14 protein-coding genes are annotated in these 16,714 nt (G+C 44.5%); 1 reads left to right on the top strand and 13 read right to left on the bottom strand.

Annotation, left to right across the window (positions count from 1 at the left end; all coding sequences use genetic code 11):
* Positions 1-19: 19 nt before the first annotated feature.
* The 11 genes from G5B06_RS14225 to G5B06_RS14275 all read right to left on the bottom strand — a co-directional run bounded on the left by G5B06_RS14225 (position 20) and on the right by G5B06_RS14275 (position 13,167).
* Entirely contained in the window at positions 20-670 is a 651-nt protein-coding gene (locus tag G5B06_RS14225; protein WP_173772336.1) for a trimeric intracellular cation channel family protein, read from the bottom strand.
* 200 nt (positions 671-870) lie between these two features.
* Positions 871-1,383: a transcription repressor NadR gene (locus tag G5B06_RS14230; protein ID WP_118062624.1), complete on the bottom strand. Its 513-nt coding sequence runs from the start codon at positions 1,381-1,383 to the stop codon at positions 871-873.
* A 194-nt stretch (positions 1,384-1,577) separates the two neighbouring features.
* A complete protein-coding gene (gene nadC / locus G5B06_RS14235; protein ID WP_021976263.1) occupies positions 1,578-2,432 on the bottom strand; it encodes a carboxylating nicotinate-nucleotide diphosphorylase in 855 nt (284 codons plus the stop codon).
* 22 nt (positions 2,433-2,454) lie between these two features.
* Positions 2,455-3,714, bottom strand: coding sequence for an FAD-binding protein (locus tag G5B06_RS14240; RefSeq protein ID WP_173762589.1), 1,260 nt, complete (start codon positions 3,712-3,714; stop codon positions 2,455-2,457).
* 19 nt (positions 3,715-3,733) lie between these two features.
* The gene (gene nadA / locus G5B06_RS14245; protein ID WP_021976265.1) at positions 3,734-4,639 is read right to left on the bottom strand and encodes a quinolinate synthase NadA; all 906 of its coding nucleotides are present in this window, start codon (positions 4,637-4,639) and stop codon (positions 3,734-3,736) included.
* 416 nt (positions 4,640-5,055) lie between these two features.
* Positions 5,056-6,231 carry a MalY/PatB family protein gene (locus G5B06_RS14250; RefSeq protein ID WP_173762588.1) on the bottom strand — a complete coding sequence of 392 codons (1,176 nt, stop codon included), beginning with the start codon at positions 6,229-6,231 and terminating at the stop codon, positions 5,056-5,058.
* 31 nt (positions 6,232-6,262) lie between these two features.
* A complete protein-coding gene (locus G5B06_RS14255; protein WP_173762587.1) occupies positions 6,263-7,162 on the bottom strand; it encodes a DUF3737 family protein in 900 nt (299 codons plus the stop codon).
* A 602-nt stretch (positions 7,163-7,764) separates the two neighbouring features.
* Positions 7,765-8,682 carry a sugar phosphate isomerase/epimerase family protein gene (locus G5B06_RS14260; protein ID WP_021976268.1) on the bottom strand — a complete coding sequence of 306 codons (918 nt, stop codon included), beginning with the start codon at positions 8,680-8,682 and terminating at the stop codon, positions 7,765-7,767.
* Positions 8,679-10,784, bottom strand: coding sequence for a cytidylate kinase family protein (locus G5B06_RS14265; RefSeq protein ID WP_173762586.1), 2,106 nt, complete (start codon positions 10,782-10,784; stop codon positions 8,679-8,681). The genes G5B06_RS14260 and G5B06_RS14265 overlap by 4 nt, the downstream gene beginning before the upstream one ends.
* Positions 10,785-10,829: 45 nt before the next feature.
* Positions 10,830-11,663, bottom strand: a complete 834-nt coding sequence (locus tag G5B06_RS14270; RefSeq protein WP_118062631.1) for a sugar phosphate isomerase/epimerase family protein — start codon at positions 11,661-11,663, stop codon at positions 10,830-10,832.
* A 499-nt stretch (positions 11,664-12,162) separates the two neighbouring features.
* A complete protein-coding gene (locus G5B06_RS14275; protein ID WP_021976271.1) occupies positions 12,163-13,167 on the bottom strand; it encodes a Gfo/Idh/MocA family protein in 1,005 nt (334 codons plus the stop codon).
* 524 nt (positions 13,168-13,691) lie between these two features.
* On the opposite strand from G5B06_RS14275, the gene G5B06_RS14280 reads away from it, so the two are divergent.
* Positions 13,692-14,975, top strand: coding sequence for an O-acetylhomoserine aminocarboxypropyltransferase/cysteine synthase family protein (locus G5B06_RS14280; RefSeq protein ID WP_173772338.1), 1,284 nt, complete (start codon positions 13,692-13,694; stop codon positions 14,973-14,975).
* 173 nt (positions 14,976-15,148) lie between these two features.
* Here the strand turns inward: G5B06_RS14280 and G5B06_RS14285 are convergent, their stop codons facing one another.
* The gene (locus tag G5B06_RS14285) at positions 15,149-15,913 is read right to left on the bottom strand and encodes an N-acetylmuramoyl-L-alanine amidase (RefSeq protein ID WP_173772340.1); all 765 of its coding nucleotides are present in this window, start codon (positions 15,911-15,913) and stop codon (positions 15,149-15,151) included.
* Between the two features lie 41 nt (positions 15,914-15,954).
* Positions 15,955-16,248, bottom strand: coding sequence for a phage holin family protein (locus G5B06_RS14290; RefSeq protein ID WP_021976274.1), 294 nt, complete (start codon positions 16,246-16,248; stop codon positions 15,955-15,957).
* Between the last annotated feature and the right edge of the window lie 466 nt (positions 16,249-16,714).

Genomic DNA, 16,714 nt, shown 5'->3' on the forward strand with positions numbered 1-16,714 from the left:
TTTTCCTGTATTACTACTCTTATTCTCTCCGAAGCCTCGGCAGGTTCCACCGGTAATGAGCCGCCAGATACCGGATCAGTATCACCACCACAGTTCCGATCACCATAGCAGGGACGCCTCCCCACAGACGGTATACCCACACGCAGGCAATGGCTCCTACAATGGACGCGCAAGCATAAATATGACGCACAAAAATATACGGCGGCACGCCTGCCATCATATCACGGATCAGTCCGCCGCCAACGCCTGTAACCGTTCCAAGGAATACAAGAAAAAACGTCCTTCCCATATATCCTTCCGTGATCCCTTTATCCACTCCCATAACTGTAAACACACCCAGGCCCACGGAGTCCATCACCAGCATTATCTTATCATAGACCAGCCGGTTCTCTCCTTCCAGCAGTTCCTGTTTCCAGTACATTATGGCGAACACAATACAGGATGTCACCGTTGCCACAATGGTATATATGGGATTCTGAAACATCCCCGGCGGCACGATTCCCAGAATGATATCTCTGGTCGCTCCACCTCCCACGGCTGTCACCACGCCCAGAACACAGATCCCAAAAATATCCATTCCTCTCTGCACTCCTACCATTGCTCCGGAAGCAGCGAATGCAATCGTTCCCGCCATTTCCAGAATAAATGTAAATAAACTCTGATAATCCATTTCCCCTCCATACATATCCGGCTGCTGTTCTTTCTCGTCCCATATTTGCAGCCTGTTTTCCCCCACCTGTGCATTTTTTACAGGGTGCAAGAAGGAACCCTGTTCACACAGGATTCCTTCTCTTATCTTTCATTTCACTTTTTCTATTCTAACAGAATTTCCCTATTCTGTACATCTTTTCTTTTTGTATCCGATTTCTATTATTCTGCTTCGATCAGAAAGCCTCGTCTTTTCAGCATATCCTGGATCATGTCCAGAATTTCCTCTGATTCTGCCTCTACTTTATGGTAATGGTAATCTGATGTGATATTCTTCAGAGGACTGGATTTTCCGTTTCGAATGTCCTCCATAAAATTCTCCACCTGGCGCCTGGAACCGATATTCAATTCTGCCTCGATGTGTCCGTAAACTCTGTGATTGACCATTACGTTGATCACTTTTCCGCCAAGATCCACAATTCCGCAGAGTTCATTCTCCAGATCCGCATCTGTATGATGCACCTTAAAGATCCGGCTCACTGTATGCGGGGCGTTGAGGATATATCCCCGGTTGGTGGAGATCACATTATTCCCCTCTGCACGTATCAGTGCAATATCCTGCACGATCACCTGTCTACTGACCTGAAATGTTTTGGCCAGAGCGCTTCCCGAGACCGGCCGGTCACTGTTTTTAATTTGATCCATGATCGCTGTCCTGCGTTCTGAACCAGTCATTTAAGCTTCCCCTTTCCTGGCTGTGCCTGTACTTTTGGTCCTGATATCTGTTTTCCTCATTCCTGCGATATCCCCCACCCGTTTCAGATACTGTCAATTATGTTTCTGTGTTCGGCACAATACGTACTTCTGTTTTTCTGATGTTCCGGGTATTTCTGTCACAGCACTCGGTATTCTGTAAAATTCCGTGATCTTCAGAAAAGCGGATGAAGGTTCTTCAGGGAAATATCAAGGATCGGTGCAGAATGTGTTAATGCACCACTTGATACATAGTCTACACCAACATCCCTGATCTTTGCAATATTTTCTTTTGTAACATTTCCGGAACACTCGGTTTTGGCTCTTCCGTCGATCAGCTGTACGGCTTCTTTCATCATTTCCGGAGTCATATTATCAAGCATGATGATATCTGCGCCTGCTTCAACTGCCTCTTTTACCTGGGCAAGGCTCTCTACTTCCACTTCGATCTTACGGACAAAAGGAGCATACTCCTGTGCCATTTTTACAGCTTTCGCAACGCTTCCTGCTGCTCCGATGTGGTTGTCTTTCAGAAGGACTCCGTCAGAAAGATTATATCTGTGGTTCTGGCCGCCGCCTACACGTACTGCATATTTTTCAAAAATACGCATGTTCGGTGTGGTTTTTCTTGTATCCAGAAGAGTGATGCCGGTTCCTTCAAGAAGGGATGCAACGGAATGGGTATAAGTTGCAATTCCGCTCATTCTCTGAAGATAATTGAGGGCTACACGCTCACCGGAGAGAAGTACACGGATATCACCGGTAACTTTTCCCATCTTCTGGCCTTTTTTTACTTCGTCGCCATCCTTGCAGAATAATTCTACTTTTGTGTCAGCATCCAGAAGTGTAAATACACGGCTGAAAATTTCCAGTCCGGCAATGATTCCGTCCTCTTTGCAGATCAGATCTACTTCTCCCGGAACCGCCTCTTTCATAACGGAATTGGTTGTAACGTCTTCACTTGAAATATCTTCTTTTAAAGCCTCCAGGATCAGGTGGTCTACCTGGAGTGTCATTGTGATCTTATTCATTATACAGTACCTTCTCTTTCTTTCACGCTGCTCCTGCAGCACTTTTCTTTTCAGTGGAGATTGCTTTTGCGGCACGTTTGGCAAATACAAGACTTTCCAGCAGGGAATTGCTTGCCAGGCGGTTGGCTCCATGTACCCCATTGCAGCTGGTTTCGCCTACTGCATACAGCTGGTCCATACTGGTCTTGCTGTCAGAATCAACCCAGATACCGCCCATAAAATAATGCTGGGCAGGAACTACCGGGATACATTCTTTTGTTACATCGTAGCCTTCCTCCAGGCATCTTTCGTAAATATGCGGAAAATGATGAAGGATGGTATCTTTGTCAATGTTTTCCATAGAAAGCCATACATGGTCGGTTCCTTCTTTTTTCATCTCTTCCTGGATTGCCTTTGTTACCACATCTCTTGGGAGCAGTTCGTTGACAAAGCGTTCTTTTTTGCTGTTATAAAGCACTGCCCCCTCTCCGCGAACAGACTCAGAAATCAGAAATCTGCGGCCAGGTTTCTTGGAATACAAAGTCGTAGGATGAATCTGTACATAGTCCAGATGTTCCAGACGTACATTGTGTTTTTTCGCAATATCCAGGGCATCACCGGTAAGGTGTGGATAGTTGGTGGAATGCTGATATCTTCCGCCGATTCCGCCACTTGCAAGGATAGTGTCTTCCGCATAGATTTCTACCGGAAGCTCTCCGCCTGGCTGGATTTCTTCCTGGATTTTTACCTTTTCTCCTGCTTCCATTGCTTCCAGACGTGTTTTGTTTGCTTCTGCGGAAACTGCCTTCAATCCGATGCATTTGCCGTTTTTTACAAGGATGTCCTGCATGGAAGTATATTCCAGAACAGTTACATTTTCAAGTTTCAGGACCTGTCCCAGAAGTTTTTCGGAGATTTCCTTTCCTGTGATATCTTCATGATAAAGGATCCTCGGTTTGGAATGTGCACCTTCTCTTGTGTAGGCAAAATCATCTCCATCCATTTTGAAGTCCACGCCGTAACCTACCAGGTCATTGATCACATCTCTGGATCCCCGGATCATAATGTCTACGGATTCTTTTCTGTTTTCGTAATGTCCTGCTTTCATGGTGTCTTCAAAATAGCTGTCATAATCATTTTCATCACGGAGTACACAGATCCCGCCCTGTGCCAGGAAGGAATCGCTGCTTCGCATATCTTCTTTTGTGATGATCACGATTTTTTTGTCTCTTGGAAGTTTCAGTGCGCTGAACATTCCCGCAACACCTGTTCCTACGATTACTACGTCTGTCTTGATTTTCATTGTTTTCGCCTCTCTGTCTCTATTTTGCAAGTTCCAGCATCCGCTCCAGCGGTTTCTTTGCTTTTTCTCTTGTTTCATCAGTTACATGGACTTCATTTTCTCCGGTTTTCAGAACATGGAGCACTTTTTCCAGAAATACTTTTTTCATGTTTTTGCAGACTGGTACGGTTTCTGTGAAGTAGAATTTTTTGTCCGGGCAGGTGGTTTCCAGTTTGTACTGTACGCCACATTCTGTGCAGATGATGAATTCTTTGTTGTTGCTGTCCTGAGCGTATTTGATGATCCCGGATGTGCTTCCGATATAATCTGCCTGTTTCAGGACTGTCTGAGGACATTCCGGATGGGCCAGCACAAGTGCTTCCGGATGGGCTTCTTTTGCTTCTTTTACTTCTTCGGGATCCATAAATTCGTGAACGATGCAGAAGCCTTCGTTATAGATGAAGTGTTTTTCCGGTACCTGTTCTGCGATAAAGTGGGCCAGGTTTCTGTCCGGGATGAAGAAGATATTTTTATTTGGGAGTGCTTTTACGATCTTTACGGCGTTTGCGGAGGTTACGCAGACATCGGAGAGTTCTTTTAAGGCTGCTGTGGAGTTGATGTAACAGACAACTGCTACGTCGTCGTATTCTTCTCTTACTTTTCGGATTCCTTCTTCAGTTGCCATGTGTGCCATGGGGCAGTCTGCGTCCATTGCGGGCATGAGTACAGTTTTGTCGGGGCTTAAGATCTTGGCGCTTTCTCCCATGAAGCCTACGCCGCAGAATACGATGGTTTTTTCTTTTGCGCTGGCTGCGATTTTGCTGAGGTAAAAGGAATCTCCTATATAGTCTGCTACGTCCTGTACTTCGGGGCGCACGTAGTAGTGTGCCAGGATGATGGCGTCTTTTTCTTTTTTTAATTTCTGGATTTCTTCTGCTACTGTCATTATTTTCACCTTTCCTGCAGGGGGTTTTCTTTTATTCCTGCTTTTGTTTTGTGGTTTTTTCAAAATATCTTACACATAATACCATAGTTCTTTACATGTGACAAGACAGTTGTTTGATTTGTTGTAAAGTTTTTGTTAAGGAATGGATGGATTGGTTGCAGACGGACGGGGATGGATGGCGAAGGGGTGTTCAAATTTTAAATAAAATGAATTCGTGTGTGTATTTATTTTTGGTTAATTAATTACTTGATATTTTTTTACCTGGTAAATTTAGTGATTAACATTTTTTTGAATAAAAAAGGCCTGGTGTTTACAACAATTACCAGGAATGTATATTCCGGGAAATTACTGTAAGCTCCAGGTCTCTTGATTTTTTAGTTAGATGGGGTTATTGGAATTTGCTTCTGTTTTGTTATCTATTCAGCTTTGTTTTTCTGTTCCAGATATGCCTGGGTACTGTCTTTCAGGCGGTTGAGGCCGTCTATTACTGTATCTTTAGGGCAGGCGAGGTTTACGCGTAAGAAGCTTTGTCCATTTCGATATTCATTGCCGTCGCATACGTAGAGTCCGCTGTGCTGGCGGACGAAGGCATAGAATCTGGTTGCATCGTCGGTTACTTCGCGGCAGTCCAGCCAGAGCAGGTATGTGGCTTCTCCTCTGACTGCGTGGATTCCTTTTATTTCTTTTGTGATAAATTCTTCTGCATATCGTCTGTTTTCCCAGAGATATTCTCTTAAGCTGTCCAGCCATTCTGCTCCGTGGTTAAAGGCAGCTACCGGTGCGATAGCTGCAAATACGTTTGGTTCTGCCACTTCGTCTGTATTTAATCCGCGGTTGACCCGATGCCGCAGTACGGGGTTTGGAACGATCACTGCTGCCGTCTGTAGTCCTGCCAGGTTAAAGGTTTTTGTAGGTGCCACGCAGGTGATGCTGTTTTCTCTGCAGGTCTCAGATACTGAAGCAAAAGGTACGTAGTCTTTTCCTGGTTTTGTCAGGTCGCAGTGGATCTCGTCAGATAATACCAGTACGTGATGTTTTGCACATAATTCGCCAATCTTTGCCAGTGTTCCTCTGTCCCAGATCTTTCCTATGGGGTTGTGCGGGTTACAGAGAATCAGCAGGGATGCCTGTGGGTCTGAAAGTTTTTCCTCAAGGTCTGCGAAATCAATTTCATAGGCACCATTTTCGTAATGCAGCGGGCTTTCCAGGATGAACCGGCCGTTGTTGATGATGGAGTTAAAGAAAATATTGTATACCGGAGTCATGACCACAACTTTTTCTGCTGTGGTTGTCATCTTACGCACAATGCTGGAGATTGCAGGTACAACACCTGTGCAGAAGATCAGCCATTCCTTTTCGATGGACCATTCATGGCGTGTTTTCCACCAGTTCTGATAGGCATCATACCATTCATCTTCGATCAGGGTATAGCCAAATACCCCGTGCTGTGCTCTTTTTATAATGGCTTCTGTTATCTGTGGAGCTGTCTGAAAGTCCATGTCAGCCACCCACATGGGCAGTTCTTTTTCTGTTACATCCCATTTCATAGAGCCAGTATGCCGGCGGTCTGTTTTTTCATCAAATATGCTCATCTCTTTTTCCTTTCTTTATCTGTCAGCGCTTTTATGCCTCCGGTGCTTTATCCAGCTTTTCCAGAACTGTAGGACAGATAATTTCGGTTTCAGCCGGATCGATCTTTTCCGGGTCCAGGATCAGGGTTTCGATCTCATCTGCCTGGATCCTGCCTTCTGACGGATTCATGACACTTTTGATCCTGCCGTTGATCTGTGCATCAATCCCTTTCGAATACTCAAAAGCCAGAGTTGTATTCAAAAGGGTGCAGTTGATCATTTTCAGGTTTTCAATATAACACAGTCCCTGCAGACTTTCTATGGTACAGTTGATAAATGTAAGATTTTTTGAATTCCAGCCCAGATACTCTCCATGAATCACAGAATCATATACCGTAACATTTTCGCTGTTCCAGAAAGCATCTTTTGACAACATTCTGGCATTATGGACTTCCATATTTTTTGCACCGTCAAAAGCATAGTTGCCAACAAGTTTGAAATCATCGATGGTGATATTTGTGCTGTTCATGCCAAAATAATCACCCCTGGCCTGTACATGTGCAAGTTTTATACCCTCACAGTTCCAGAACGTCTCTGCCGCATTGGCAAGATACACATTATCAAGAGTCACATCATGACAGCGGCGGAAATTTTTCGGCGCCTCAATCAACGTATCCTCGATCCGGATATGATCCGTATACCACACCCCAGAACGCGCCATCTCCAGCCAGGTACAATCCCTCGCCTCTATATTTTTGCTGTACCAGAGCGGATATTTCCATTGAAACGAACTGTTCTCCAATACAATATCCCGACTCTCCTTAAGCGGAGACTCCCCATCATTAAAAATCGTCTGTTCAATATGCAACTTCTTCCCATGAAACAAAGGCCGCTCCCCTGTAAGATACGCACCCTTTAATTCTTTATCTGTTTTTATATTCTCTACACTCATTTTCTATCCTCTCTACATTCCTGTCATTCACACGTTACTTTTTATATTTTAACATCTAAAGTTTACTTTAGGTCAAGTATCTAATTGTTATTATCACGTTAAATGTAAAGGTAACTTCCTGATTATAAGACTTAATTCCGGGTAGCTGACGTTAGGGGGACGGACATCGCCTCTTCATATAAACAATCGTTATCATTATACCCCACACATCATCTCACATACAAACTAAGCCATTGCAGCCGTCCAGCGAAGCGCCCGACGGCCCACCACCCACCGAGCAGCCACTCAACTTATCATCCTCAACAACCCTATACCTCCGCCCACACCGTCACACAGCCCCGGGCAGCGGAATGGATCTGCTGGCCTTTGCAGGAGCCGTAGTACTGCTTAGCGCCTGGAAGATTGCGTTATTCAGAAAAATGTCAGCTGTCTGAGCGCAGCGAGTTCTGCATTTTTCTGAATGCTTTTAGCAATCTTTCAGACGCTTAGCAGCACTAGACTCCGAAACAGCCGCAGATCCATTCCGCTGCCCGGGGCGTCCGTTTTACTAATCAAAAAAGAAAAAATCCGCCGCACCCAGCACGACAGATTTTTCCCCACCACTATTTTAATAATTCCCGTTCAATCCTCTCCCGAGCCTCCGGTGCCTGCCTATCCATCTTCTCCGGAAAACCAAACATCGAAACACAGGCAATATTATCACCACCAGCCTTCGGTGCATCCGCCCTCAGCTGTTTATTCGCAAAATCCATATCTCTTAAGGTTTCAAAAATACCATCAAAATCCACATCGCCCTCACCCATAGCAAGATGCTGATGTACCGTCACATCCGCTTTTCCACGGCCATTCAGCCACGGCGGATTTAAAATATACCGGCAGTCCATAGTCTGATTAAAAGTATCTGCAAACAATACATGTGTCAGCTCGTCTCCCGCATACTTCAGCATGGACCGCACATCTCCTTTGCCCTCATCATAGAAAAATCCATGAGGAGAAGAATACACATAACCAAGGTTCGGAGACCGGAAAGATTTTACCATATCACAGGTCTCATTATTCAGCTCGCAGAAATCATAAGGATGAGACTGGATCTCCACGCGGATACCTTCACGCTCGATCAGCGGAAGCAGCTCCTCCATGGATTTGAACCACATTCCATTGCAGATTTCCTGCTGGTTGGGATCACCGGAAAGCTCTGTATTAATAACCTTTACGCCCATATCTCCCGCAATCTGGATCATCCGTTTCCAGTTGGCAACTGCAAACTGTCTCTGTTCCTCTGTGGGGCCGGACCAGCGGTATACGACGATAAAGGAAGAAATCTCCACGCCGGTTTCCCGCAAAGCCTGTCTGTATTCCTGTTCACACTCCTTGGAAAACAGCGGATGTTTATAGAACGGATTGATCCTCGGATGTGGAGACTGCTCGATATATTTATATCCCCAGTCTGCCACCTGATGGACCATACGATTGATATCCATCTGTTTTGCAAGCACATCTACATCAAATGCGATCTTCATGACGCATTCCCTCCTTTTTCTTCTTTATTTTTGATATAATCCAGGATCAGACCGGCCGCTCCGGCTGCACCTGTTTTGGAAACATTGATCACCATATCATAATAATGGGGATCGTCTCTGCGGATTCCGGTAAATTTTTCATAATATTCATTTCGGATCTGGTCACGCTTCTTCAGCTCGTCAAGAGACTGGCCTTTATAATATTCCCGGCCTTCTTTTTCCCGGTAATCATCATCTGCATATACGAAAAAGCTGTATGTATGCGGTTCTCCACGAAGCACATAGTTGGCACATCTTCCCAGGAATACACCAGGACGCCTTTCTGAAAGTTCACGGATGATCCGGCTCTGCACCTCAAACATCTGGGCACCTGTATAATCTGCTGCCGCACCTGCCGATGAATGTCCGTACGGGGAAAACGTAAGCTCGGAATCTTCGTAATTGTAGGAATCCAGATACTGTCTCACACTTTCCAGATCTGCTTTTTCCATGCCGAATTTTTCTGCCATGAGACAGATGATCTGACGGTCATAAACCCTGCAGTCCAGCGCTTTTGCAACATCCTCCGCGATTTTTCTTCCGCTGCTGCCGTACAGTCTTCCAATCGCTACATTGATCCTGTTTCCGGAAACTGCCGGTGCTGGCATGGACTGGATCTCTCCCGGTACAGAAACGTTTCCTTCTCCGGATTCTCTCTGGATCAGTTCCCGCATCATCTTGTCATAGACTTTATCCAGCTGATAGCAGGCCGCGATCACAAACATCACTACCCAGATTGCTACCGGAACATACAGATAAAAACCTTTGATCACACGGATAGCTTCTGCAGACTGCTCTGCTGCGGTTGCCTTGGTGCCATCAAAATATGCAGCGGAAAGGATTCCACCCATGATAGCGGAAGTCAGTCCGGAACCGGCTTTCTGGCCCATGCTCATAGATGAGAACATCAGACCTTCCACACGTTTGCCTGTTTTCCACTGGCCATACTCAATGGCATCACTTGGAAGAGAATACTGCACGCCATAGAACGGTGCGATTCCGATTCCTCTCATGATACAGGTCACAACACCAAGAGAAACACTGGTAATATTCATCAGGAACAGAAGCTGTCCCGCAACACCCAGGATGCAGCCTGCACAGATGAGATTTCTTTTTCCATAGCGGGGAAGCACCTTTGGCAGGAGGGCAATTCCTGCCACAGTTGCCAGTTTCTCCGCTGCTGAAAGAGGCATAACAAGGTCTACATTTCCAAGTACATACTGACAATAATAGGTAAGGTCCGTTCCAATGATGATCTGATATGCAGTATAAAAGATCATCAGCCCCAGGGCGATAAGGAAATACCGGTTGGTAACGGTTGCTTTAAAAGCTTCCACAAAAGGAATATCTTCTTTTTCCTGTTTTGCCGCAGAAACACGCTCTGTACAGACCATGTAAGTGTTCACGAGCACGCCGACGGAAATGATCGCATAACCTGCTGTTACCAGGATCCAGGCCATCTGCTGGTTGCCGGTAACATTTGCCACGATATTGATCAGCGGCAGCGTGAACGCGGTAATGATCATACTTGCCGTGATAGACAATACCATACGGATGTTACAGATCACATCACGCTCACGGCGGTCACGGCTCATCAGAGATCCCAGTGCGTGGAACGGCTGGCTGATGGCAGTGTATACAACCGTGTTCATAATGTTATAGGTCACAAAAGCATAGATGATCTTTCCCATGTTTCCAAGCGGCGGCATGGTAAAAAGAAGCACCGCTGCCAGCGCATAGGGAACCGCAAGTCTTAAGATCCAGATCCTGGCTTTTCCATATTTGGAATGAGTCCTGTCGATAATGGTTCCCATCAACACATCGGAAAATCCATCAAAAATGCGGGACAAAAGCATGATCATTCCAACAGCTCCTGCTGAAATTCCAACAACATTGGTATAAAAATAGATCAGCAGAGTTGTTGTCATGGTATACATCAGAGTCAGCGCCGGATCGCCAAAACAGTACGCAAGTTTTTCTGACACCGGAACCTTGATGAATTCATTCAAGTCTTTACCCTTCTGCTTATAATTCAACAATTCGGGGATTCCCTTACCAGCCATAGTATCTACCTCCTATCGGTTTAAGGTCGAACCTTTCTGAATGAATTATCCGAAATATTTCTGTACAAAATCTCTGGTAACTTCTGCTGCTTTTTTCACATTGTCCTCGTGGCTCATTGCATAGTACTCCGGACGGAACTCTTCGATGGTGCATACACCGTCAAATCCGATCTCTTTCAGTGCTGCCGCGATTCCAGCATGATCTACCACGCCTTCTCCCGGCCAGAGTCTCTTGTCGTCTCCGCAGGAGCCAAGTGGAAGATCCTCACAATCGTTTAAGTGGTATGCAAAAATCTTCTTACCGTCTGCTGCTTTCAGGTCTTCCAGACGGGAACACATCTCATGGAAATGGAAAGTGTCCACGGTAACGCCAACATTGTCTCTGTCTACTGCTTTTACTACATCGTATGCTGTTCCAAACTGGTTGATAGAGCAGTTCGGTGCACCGCAGAACTCCAGGGAGATCTTCATATCTGCGCCCACTTTGTCAGAAAGATAGCGAAGGCGTGCAACTGCTTCTTCTTTGATCTCGCTGACAGATTTGTCTTTTACATCAAAACTTGGAACTGTTATCAGCATTTTCATTCCGATCGCTTTGGAAACTTTCAGGATAAAATCTACTTCTTCATCGATTTCTTTTTCCCCTGCCTCATCTCTCTGGTTGAAAAAGATCAGGGTGTTGTATGCCCACGGTTTCAGGTGATGATTCTTAAACCAGTCTGCCAGTTCTTCCAGTGTATGTTCTTTGAGATAGTCTTTTACGCAGTCAAAACGGATCTCAATGTAATCAAAGCCATATTTTTCACACATCTCCAGATCTGCCATAAGAGACTGTCCTTTGCATTCCAGTGCAGTTGCTTCATTAAATCCTAATTTCATCTTCGATACCCTCCATATGTCCGAAACCGGTGTACTTTGTCTGGATTTCTATGTCCTGTTTTCTGCGCACAGGGGAACCGCCCCTGTTTCTGTTGGATCATGCAGACTTTACCGATTCTTATTTTCTTTTTTATTTTTCTGTTGCTTTGTGTTTGTGCTATTTTGTATTTTTGTTATCCGTATTTTCGATTTGCCAGCATGCAGGCATTTCTTTTCAGCCTGATCTTTCTGGTTACTCTCACCGGCAGATTTCCCGCTGCAGTTTCGATAAAACCGTATCGGAATCGGACTCTGCCGGTGAATGCCGCCACAGGCTCATTGGGAAAGCCTGCGACAATAAGCTGGTATGATAACTCACACTTGATGAGGTGGAGTTCTGTAAAATTATTGGATCAAGCGGATAAAGTCAATCGCATTCGCTGCTTATTTCTTTGTATGTCCCTGCCTGGGATCTTACTTGATCCTGTTTAAAGGTGGGGTTTACTTATCTGTAATATACTTATTTATAGAATTCCGGTTTCTCAACTGCTGTAACGATTTTCTCGATCTGTCCGGTTTCCTGTGCTTTTACAAGAGCGTCCGCTGTGATCGCTGCCAGGTATCCGTCCCATGCGTTCGGTCCTGTGATCACGCCTGCTTCTGCGTTGTCAACCCAGTCCTGAACCTCTTTATCGTAAGCATCTTTAAATCTTACGAAGCAGTCTGTGTCAATGGCACTGGATACAGCTGCGTTTTTGCGGATGGACGGGTAAGCCGGCTGTGCCATTTTCAGTGCACCATCCTCACATACCACTTCACAGTTGATGTCATATCCGAACTTGCAGTTTACAAATACTTCCACATCAATGCACACGCCTTTTTTGGTGCGGAGCATCATGATCTGCGGATCTTTCAGCTCAGAATGAGAATATTTGGTCACTCTTGGCATTACAACCTGTGCAGATTCATACTCGTCATCTACCAGCCAGTGAAGAACATCGATCTCATGGATTGCGGTATCGTGCACAGCCATTGGAGTATTATAATTGGTTCCTACTTCCGGGTTTCTATGTGTACAGTGAAGAATCAGCGGCTCGCCGTACTCTCCGGTTGCAAGGGCTTCCTTGATCTGCTGGTAGCCTTTGTCATAACGTCTCATAAATCCAAGCTGGATGAGATGTTTGCCTGCTGCTTCCTCTGCTTTCACTACTTTCAGGCAGTCCTCAGCAGTGGTACATAATGGTTTCTCACAGAAAATCCTCTTGCCGGCTTCAATTGCCTGGAGAAGGGAATCTACATGTGCGAAGCCCGGAGATACGATAAATACTGCATCTACGTCCTCTGCGTTGATCAGTTCCCTGCTGTCTGTGTAAACTTTTGCGCCGCAGATCTCGGCTGCTTTCTTTGCACTTTCCTCAAATACATCTGAAACAGCTACTACTTCTGCTCCCTGGATCTTCTCGGTCAGTCTTCTGATATGATCTCTTCCCATTCCGCCGCATCCGATAATTCCTACTCTTAACATTTTAAATTCCTCCGTTCATTTTTTAACCGAATCAACTGTGAAGCAGTTATTCGGTTATGAGCAAGTAGCGAAGCGGATTGCGAATATCCGCTTGACTCCTTTTATTGTTTTCTGTTTTCGTGTTCTTTTTGATGATGTTATATTATCATTTTGTGCACGTGAACGCAATATCTTTTTTATACAAATTTTCCATTTTGTTTTTATGCGTTTTTCACGATTTGTTACTTTATTCACAAGTTTTTATTGATTTTACAGCGTTTATGCGTGATTTCTATTCATTTTGGATATGTGTTTCCAGTACGTTTTCTGTTTTTTAATCTGTTAATTTTCTAACATTTTATGTGTGCACCAGAACGCAATGTTTTATTTCCCGTATACTCCGGTAAGGTTTATGGAGAATATTGTTGTATTTTCACACACAAAGAGTTATAATTACATATGGTTTTATATAAAGTATATAAATATATTCTCTTATCTGTATCCAAAACTTCTATACAAAAACACAACAGAAAGGATTTTTAAATATGAACGATTACAGCTTAGAAACCAAATGTATCCATTCCGGATACACTCCTTCCAAAGGCGAGCCCTGTGCGCTTCCAATCTGCCAGAGCACCACTTACAAATATGACACCACCGATGAAATGGGCCAGTTATTTGATCTGAAAGCAGATGGATATTTTTACACCCGTCTCCAGAACCCGACCAATGATGCCGTTGCAGCAAAAATTGCAGATCTGGAGGCCGGTGTTGCGGCAATCCTGACTTCTTCCGGACAGGCAGCCAACTTCTATGCAGTATTTAATATCTGTGAAGCAGGGGACCATGTTGTTGCTGCTTCTACGATCTACGGAGGAACCTTTAATCTTCTTGCCGTTACTTTCAAAAAACTTGGCATTGACTGTACCTTTGTTGATACCGACGCAACAGAGGAAGAGATTGCTGCTGCATTTAAACCGAACACAAAAGTTCTCTTTGCGGAGACCATCGCCAATCCAGCACTGGTTGTCCTGGACATTGAGAAATTTGCACGGGTTGCACACAAAAATGGCGTGCCTCTTATTGTGGATAACACCTTTGCCACACCGGTAAACTGCCGCCCGTTCGAGTGGGGTGCAGATATCGTCACTCACTCTACCACCAAATATATGGATGGACATGCCGTTCAGGTAGGCGGCGCCATTGTTGACAGCGGCAACTTTGACTGGGATGCTTACGGCCATAAGTATCACGGCCTGACCGAGCCGGATGAATCCTACCACGGCGTGATCTACACCAAACAGTTTGGCAAAAAAGCCTACATCACCAAGGCTACATCTCAGCTGATGCGTGATCTGGGTTCTATTCCGTCTCCAATGAACTGTTTTCTTCTGAATCTTGGACTGGAGACACTTCCGCTGCGTGTTGAACGCCACTGCTCCAACGCCCAGAAGATCGCCGAATACCTAAATGCACACGAAAAAGTTTCTCACGTAAATTATGCCGGACTTCCGGATGATAAATATCATGCACTGGCTCAGAAATATATGAAGGACGGCCGTACCTGCGGTGTTATCTCCTTTGAACTGACCGGCGGTCGTGATGCGGCAGTCCGCTTTATGGACAGTCTGAAACTTGCAACCATCGCCACGCACGTTGCTGCTTCCATTACCATGGTTCTTCATCCGGCCAGCCATACACACCGCCAGATGAACGATGAACAGCTGGTTGAAGCAGGAGTTTCTCCTGGAATGATCCGTCTCTCCATTGGTATTGAAAACGTGGACGATATTATCAAAGATCTGGATCAGGCACTGAAAAATGCGTAGATAAAAATCAGTAAGGGAAAATCCATGAAATAATCTATGGATTTTGCCTTTGATTTTTTTGTAAAATGAGTTAAGCGGATATTCGCAATCCCACAGGAAATTTATTTGGAATTATTTTAGTTGGTTAAAATCCATTGCCCAATATTTCCAAAACAGAGTTCATTTATAATACTTCAGCGGTTTGCATTCATGTGTTCAGCCACTTTCTTCCAGGTTTCTGCTCCGCAGATTCCATCGACTGTGATCTTTACATTTTTCTGAAATGCTTTCAGTGAAGTTTCTGTCTGTGTTCCAAAGATTCCGTCCACTTTTACCTGCAGCATTGCCTGTAACATGGAAACAGCAGACCCGGTACTGTTTTTTCTGATGATCGGAAGCTGTACATTCAGCTTCTCTGTTGTATCTGGTTTTTTCGTACCTTTACTTTCTGCTGTTTCATTTTTATTTTGTGAGTTTTTGTTTTTCATATATAATTCTGTTTTTTTCACAAATTCCGGCCACTTTTCTTCATCCATGAGGCGTCTCGGGCAGTGTTTTCTTGACGCATCGTAATGTCTTTTCAGCCGGTCTGTCCCCCATCCGTACTGTTTCAGCAAAAGAGCCGCCAGCTGTTCTGTCTTGTCTACCGCCGTATAATAATCTGTTTCCGGATTCACACAGATTTCGATATTGATAGAATTCCGGTTCGTGATTCCATACTTTCCTTTTCCGTCCCCTACTGCCCAGGCCCCGTCGCTGTGGTCCAACGTCTGATATACGGATTTTGAATCTACATAATAATGCACGGTACCAGCCAGATTGCCATTCTTCATTGCATTGGCATGAGCTTTGGCATCTGCCCCCTTACTCCAGTTATCCGTTTCATGGATTACAATATATGCCGGCCGGTTCTGGCCGATATAACAATTCTTTTTGCTGATCAATTTTATGATATTCATAAAAAATTTCCTGTTTTTTGTCTTCTCTTTATTCTATGCAGCTATTCATCTTTTTCCAGCTGTTTGATCAGCTGATTTACATATGTAGAAAGCCCCGCCACCAGAACTCCCTGTGTCATGGAAGTAAATACAGCCATTGCGATATCCTGTGCCGTATTACAGGAACAGGTTGCAAAAACATAGATCCCGCATACAAGGATCCCCACACCTCCCAGTATCAGTGGAATATATTTATCCTTCACAGCCTGGGCTTCCTTCAGCGCAATTCCCATAAAATACAAAGCAACTGCTGTGATCAGCAGTTCCGGTTTAATATAATTCACAAGCGCTTCCATAAACCTTCTCCCCCTTGCAGCTTTGTTTTATTTTATGAACTGCTCCGAAATTTGTTTCACAGATTCTTCAAAATTGCATCACGATTTGCTCACATTTTTTCGATATATTATTACCTGTAAACAGCAAGCAAGTAAATGCAACTGCTAAACAACTTTTTCTTTTTCATACTTTTAACCGGGAGTGTTAAAACTCCCGGTCTCCTTCCTTTTTAAATATAATTGTAATACAAAGCGGTCTTTCCCATTCCGCTTTACACTTCAAAAAGGATACCGTAAACTCATCAAGACTGATGACCTTACGGTATCTTTTTTATATTTTAAAAGTATTAACTACGAGTGTTCGCTACGTGTTAGATATATGTTAGCTATTCCTGTTTTTTCGCACTTTTTGAGAACATTTTATTTCCACTCAGTCAAGACCACCCGCTTAGCGGGTGGCTTGCTCTGTCCCTATAAGGGACTATTC

The organism is Blautia luti, assembly GCF_013304735.1.
In the GTDB taxonomy this organism is placed as follows: Bacteria; Bacillota; Clostridia; order Lachnospirales; family Lachnospiraceae; genus Blautia_A.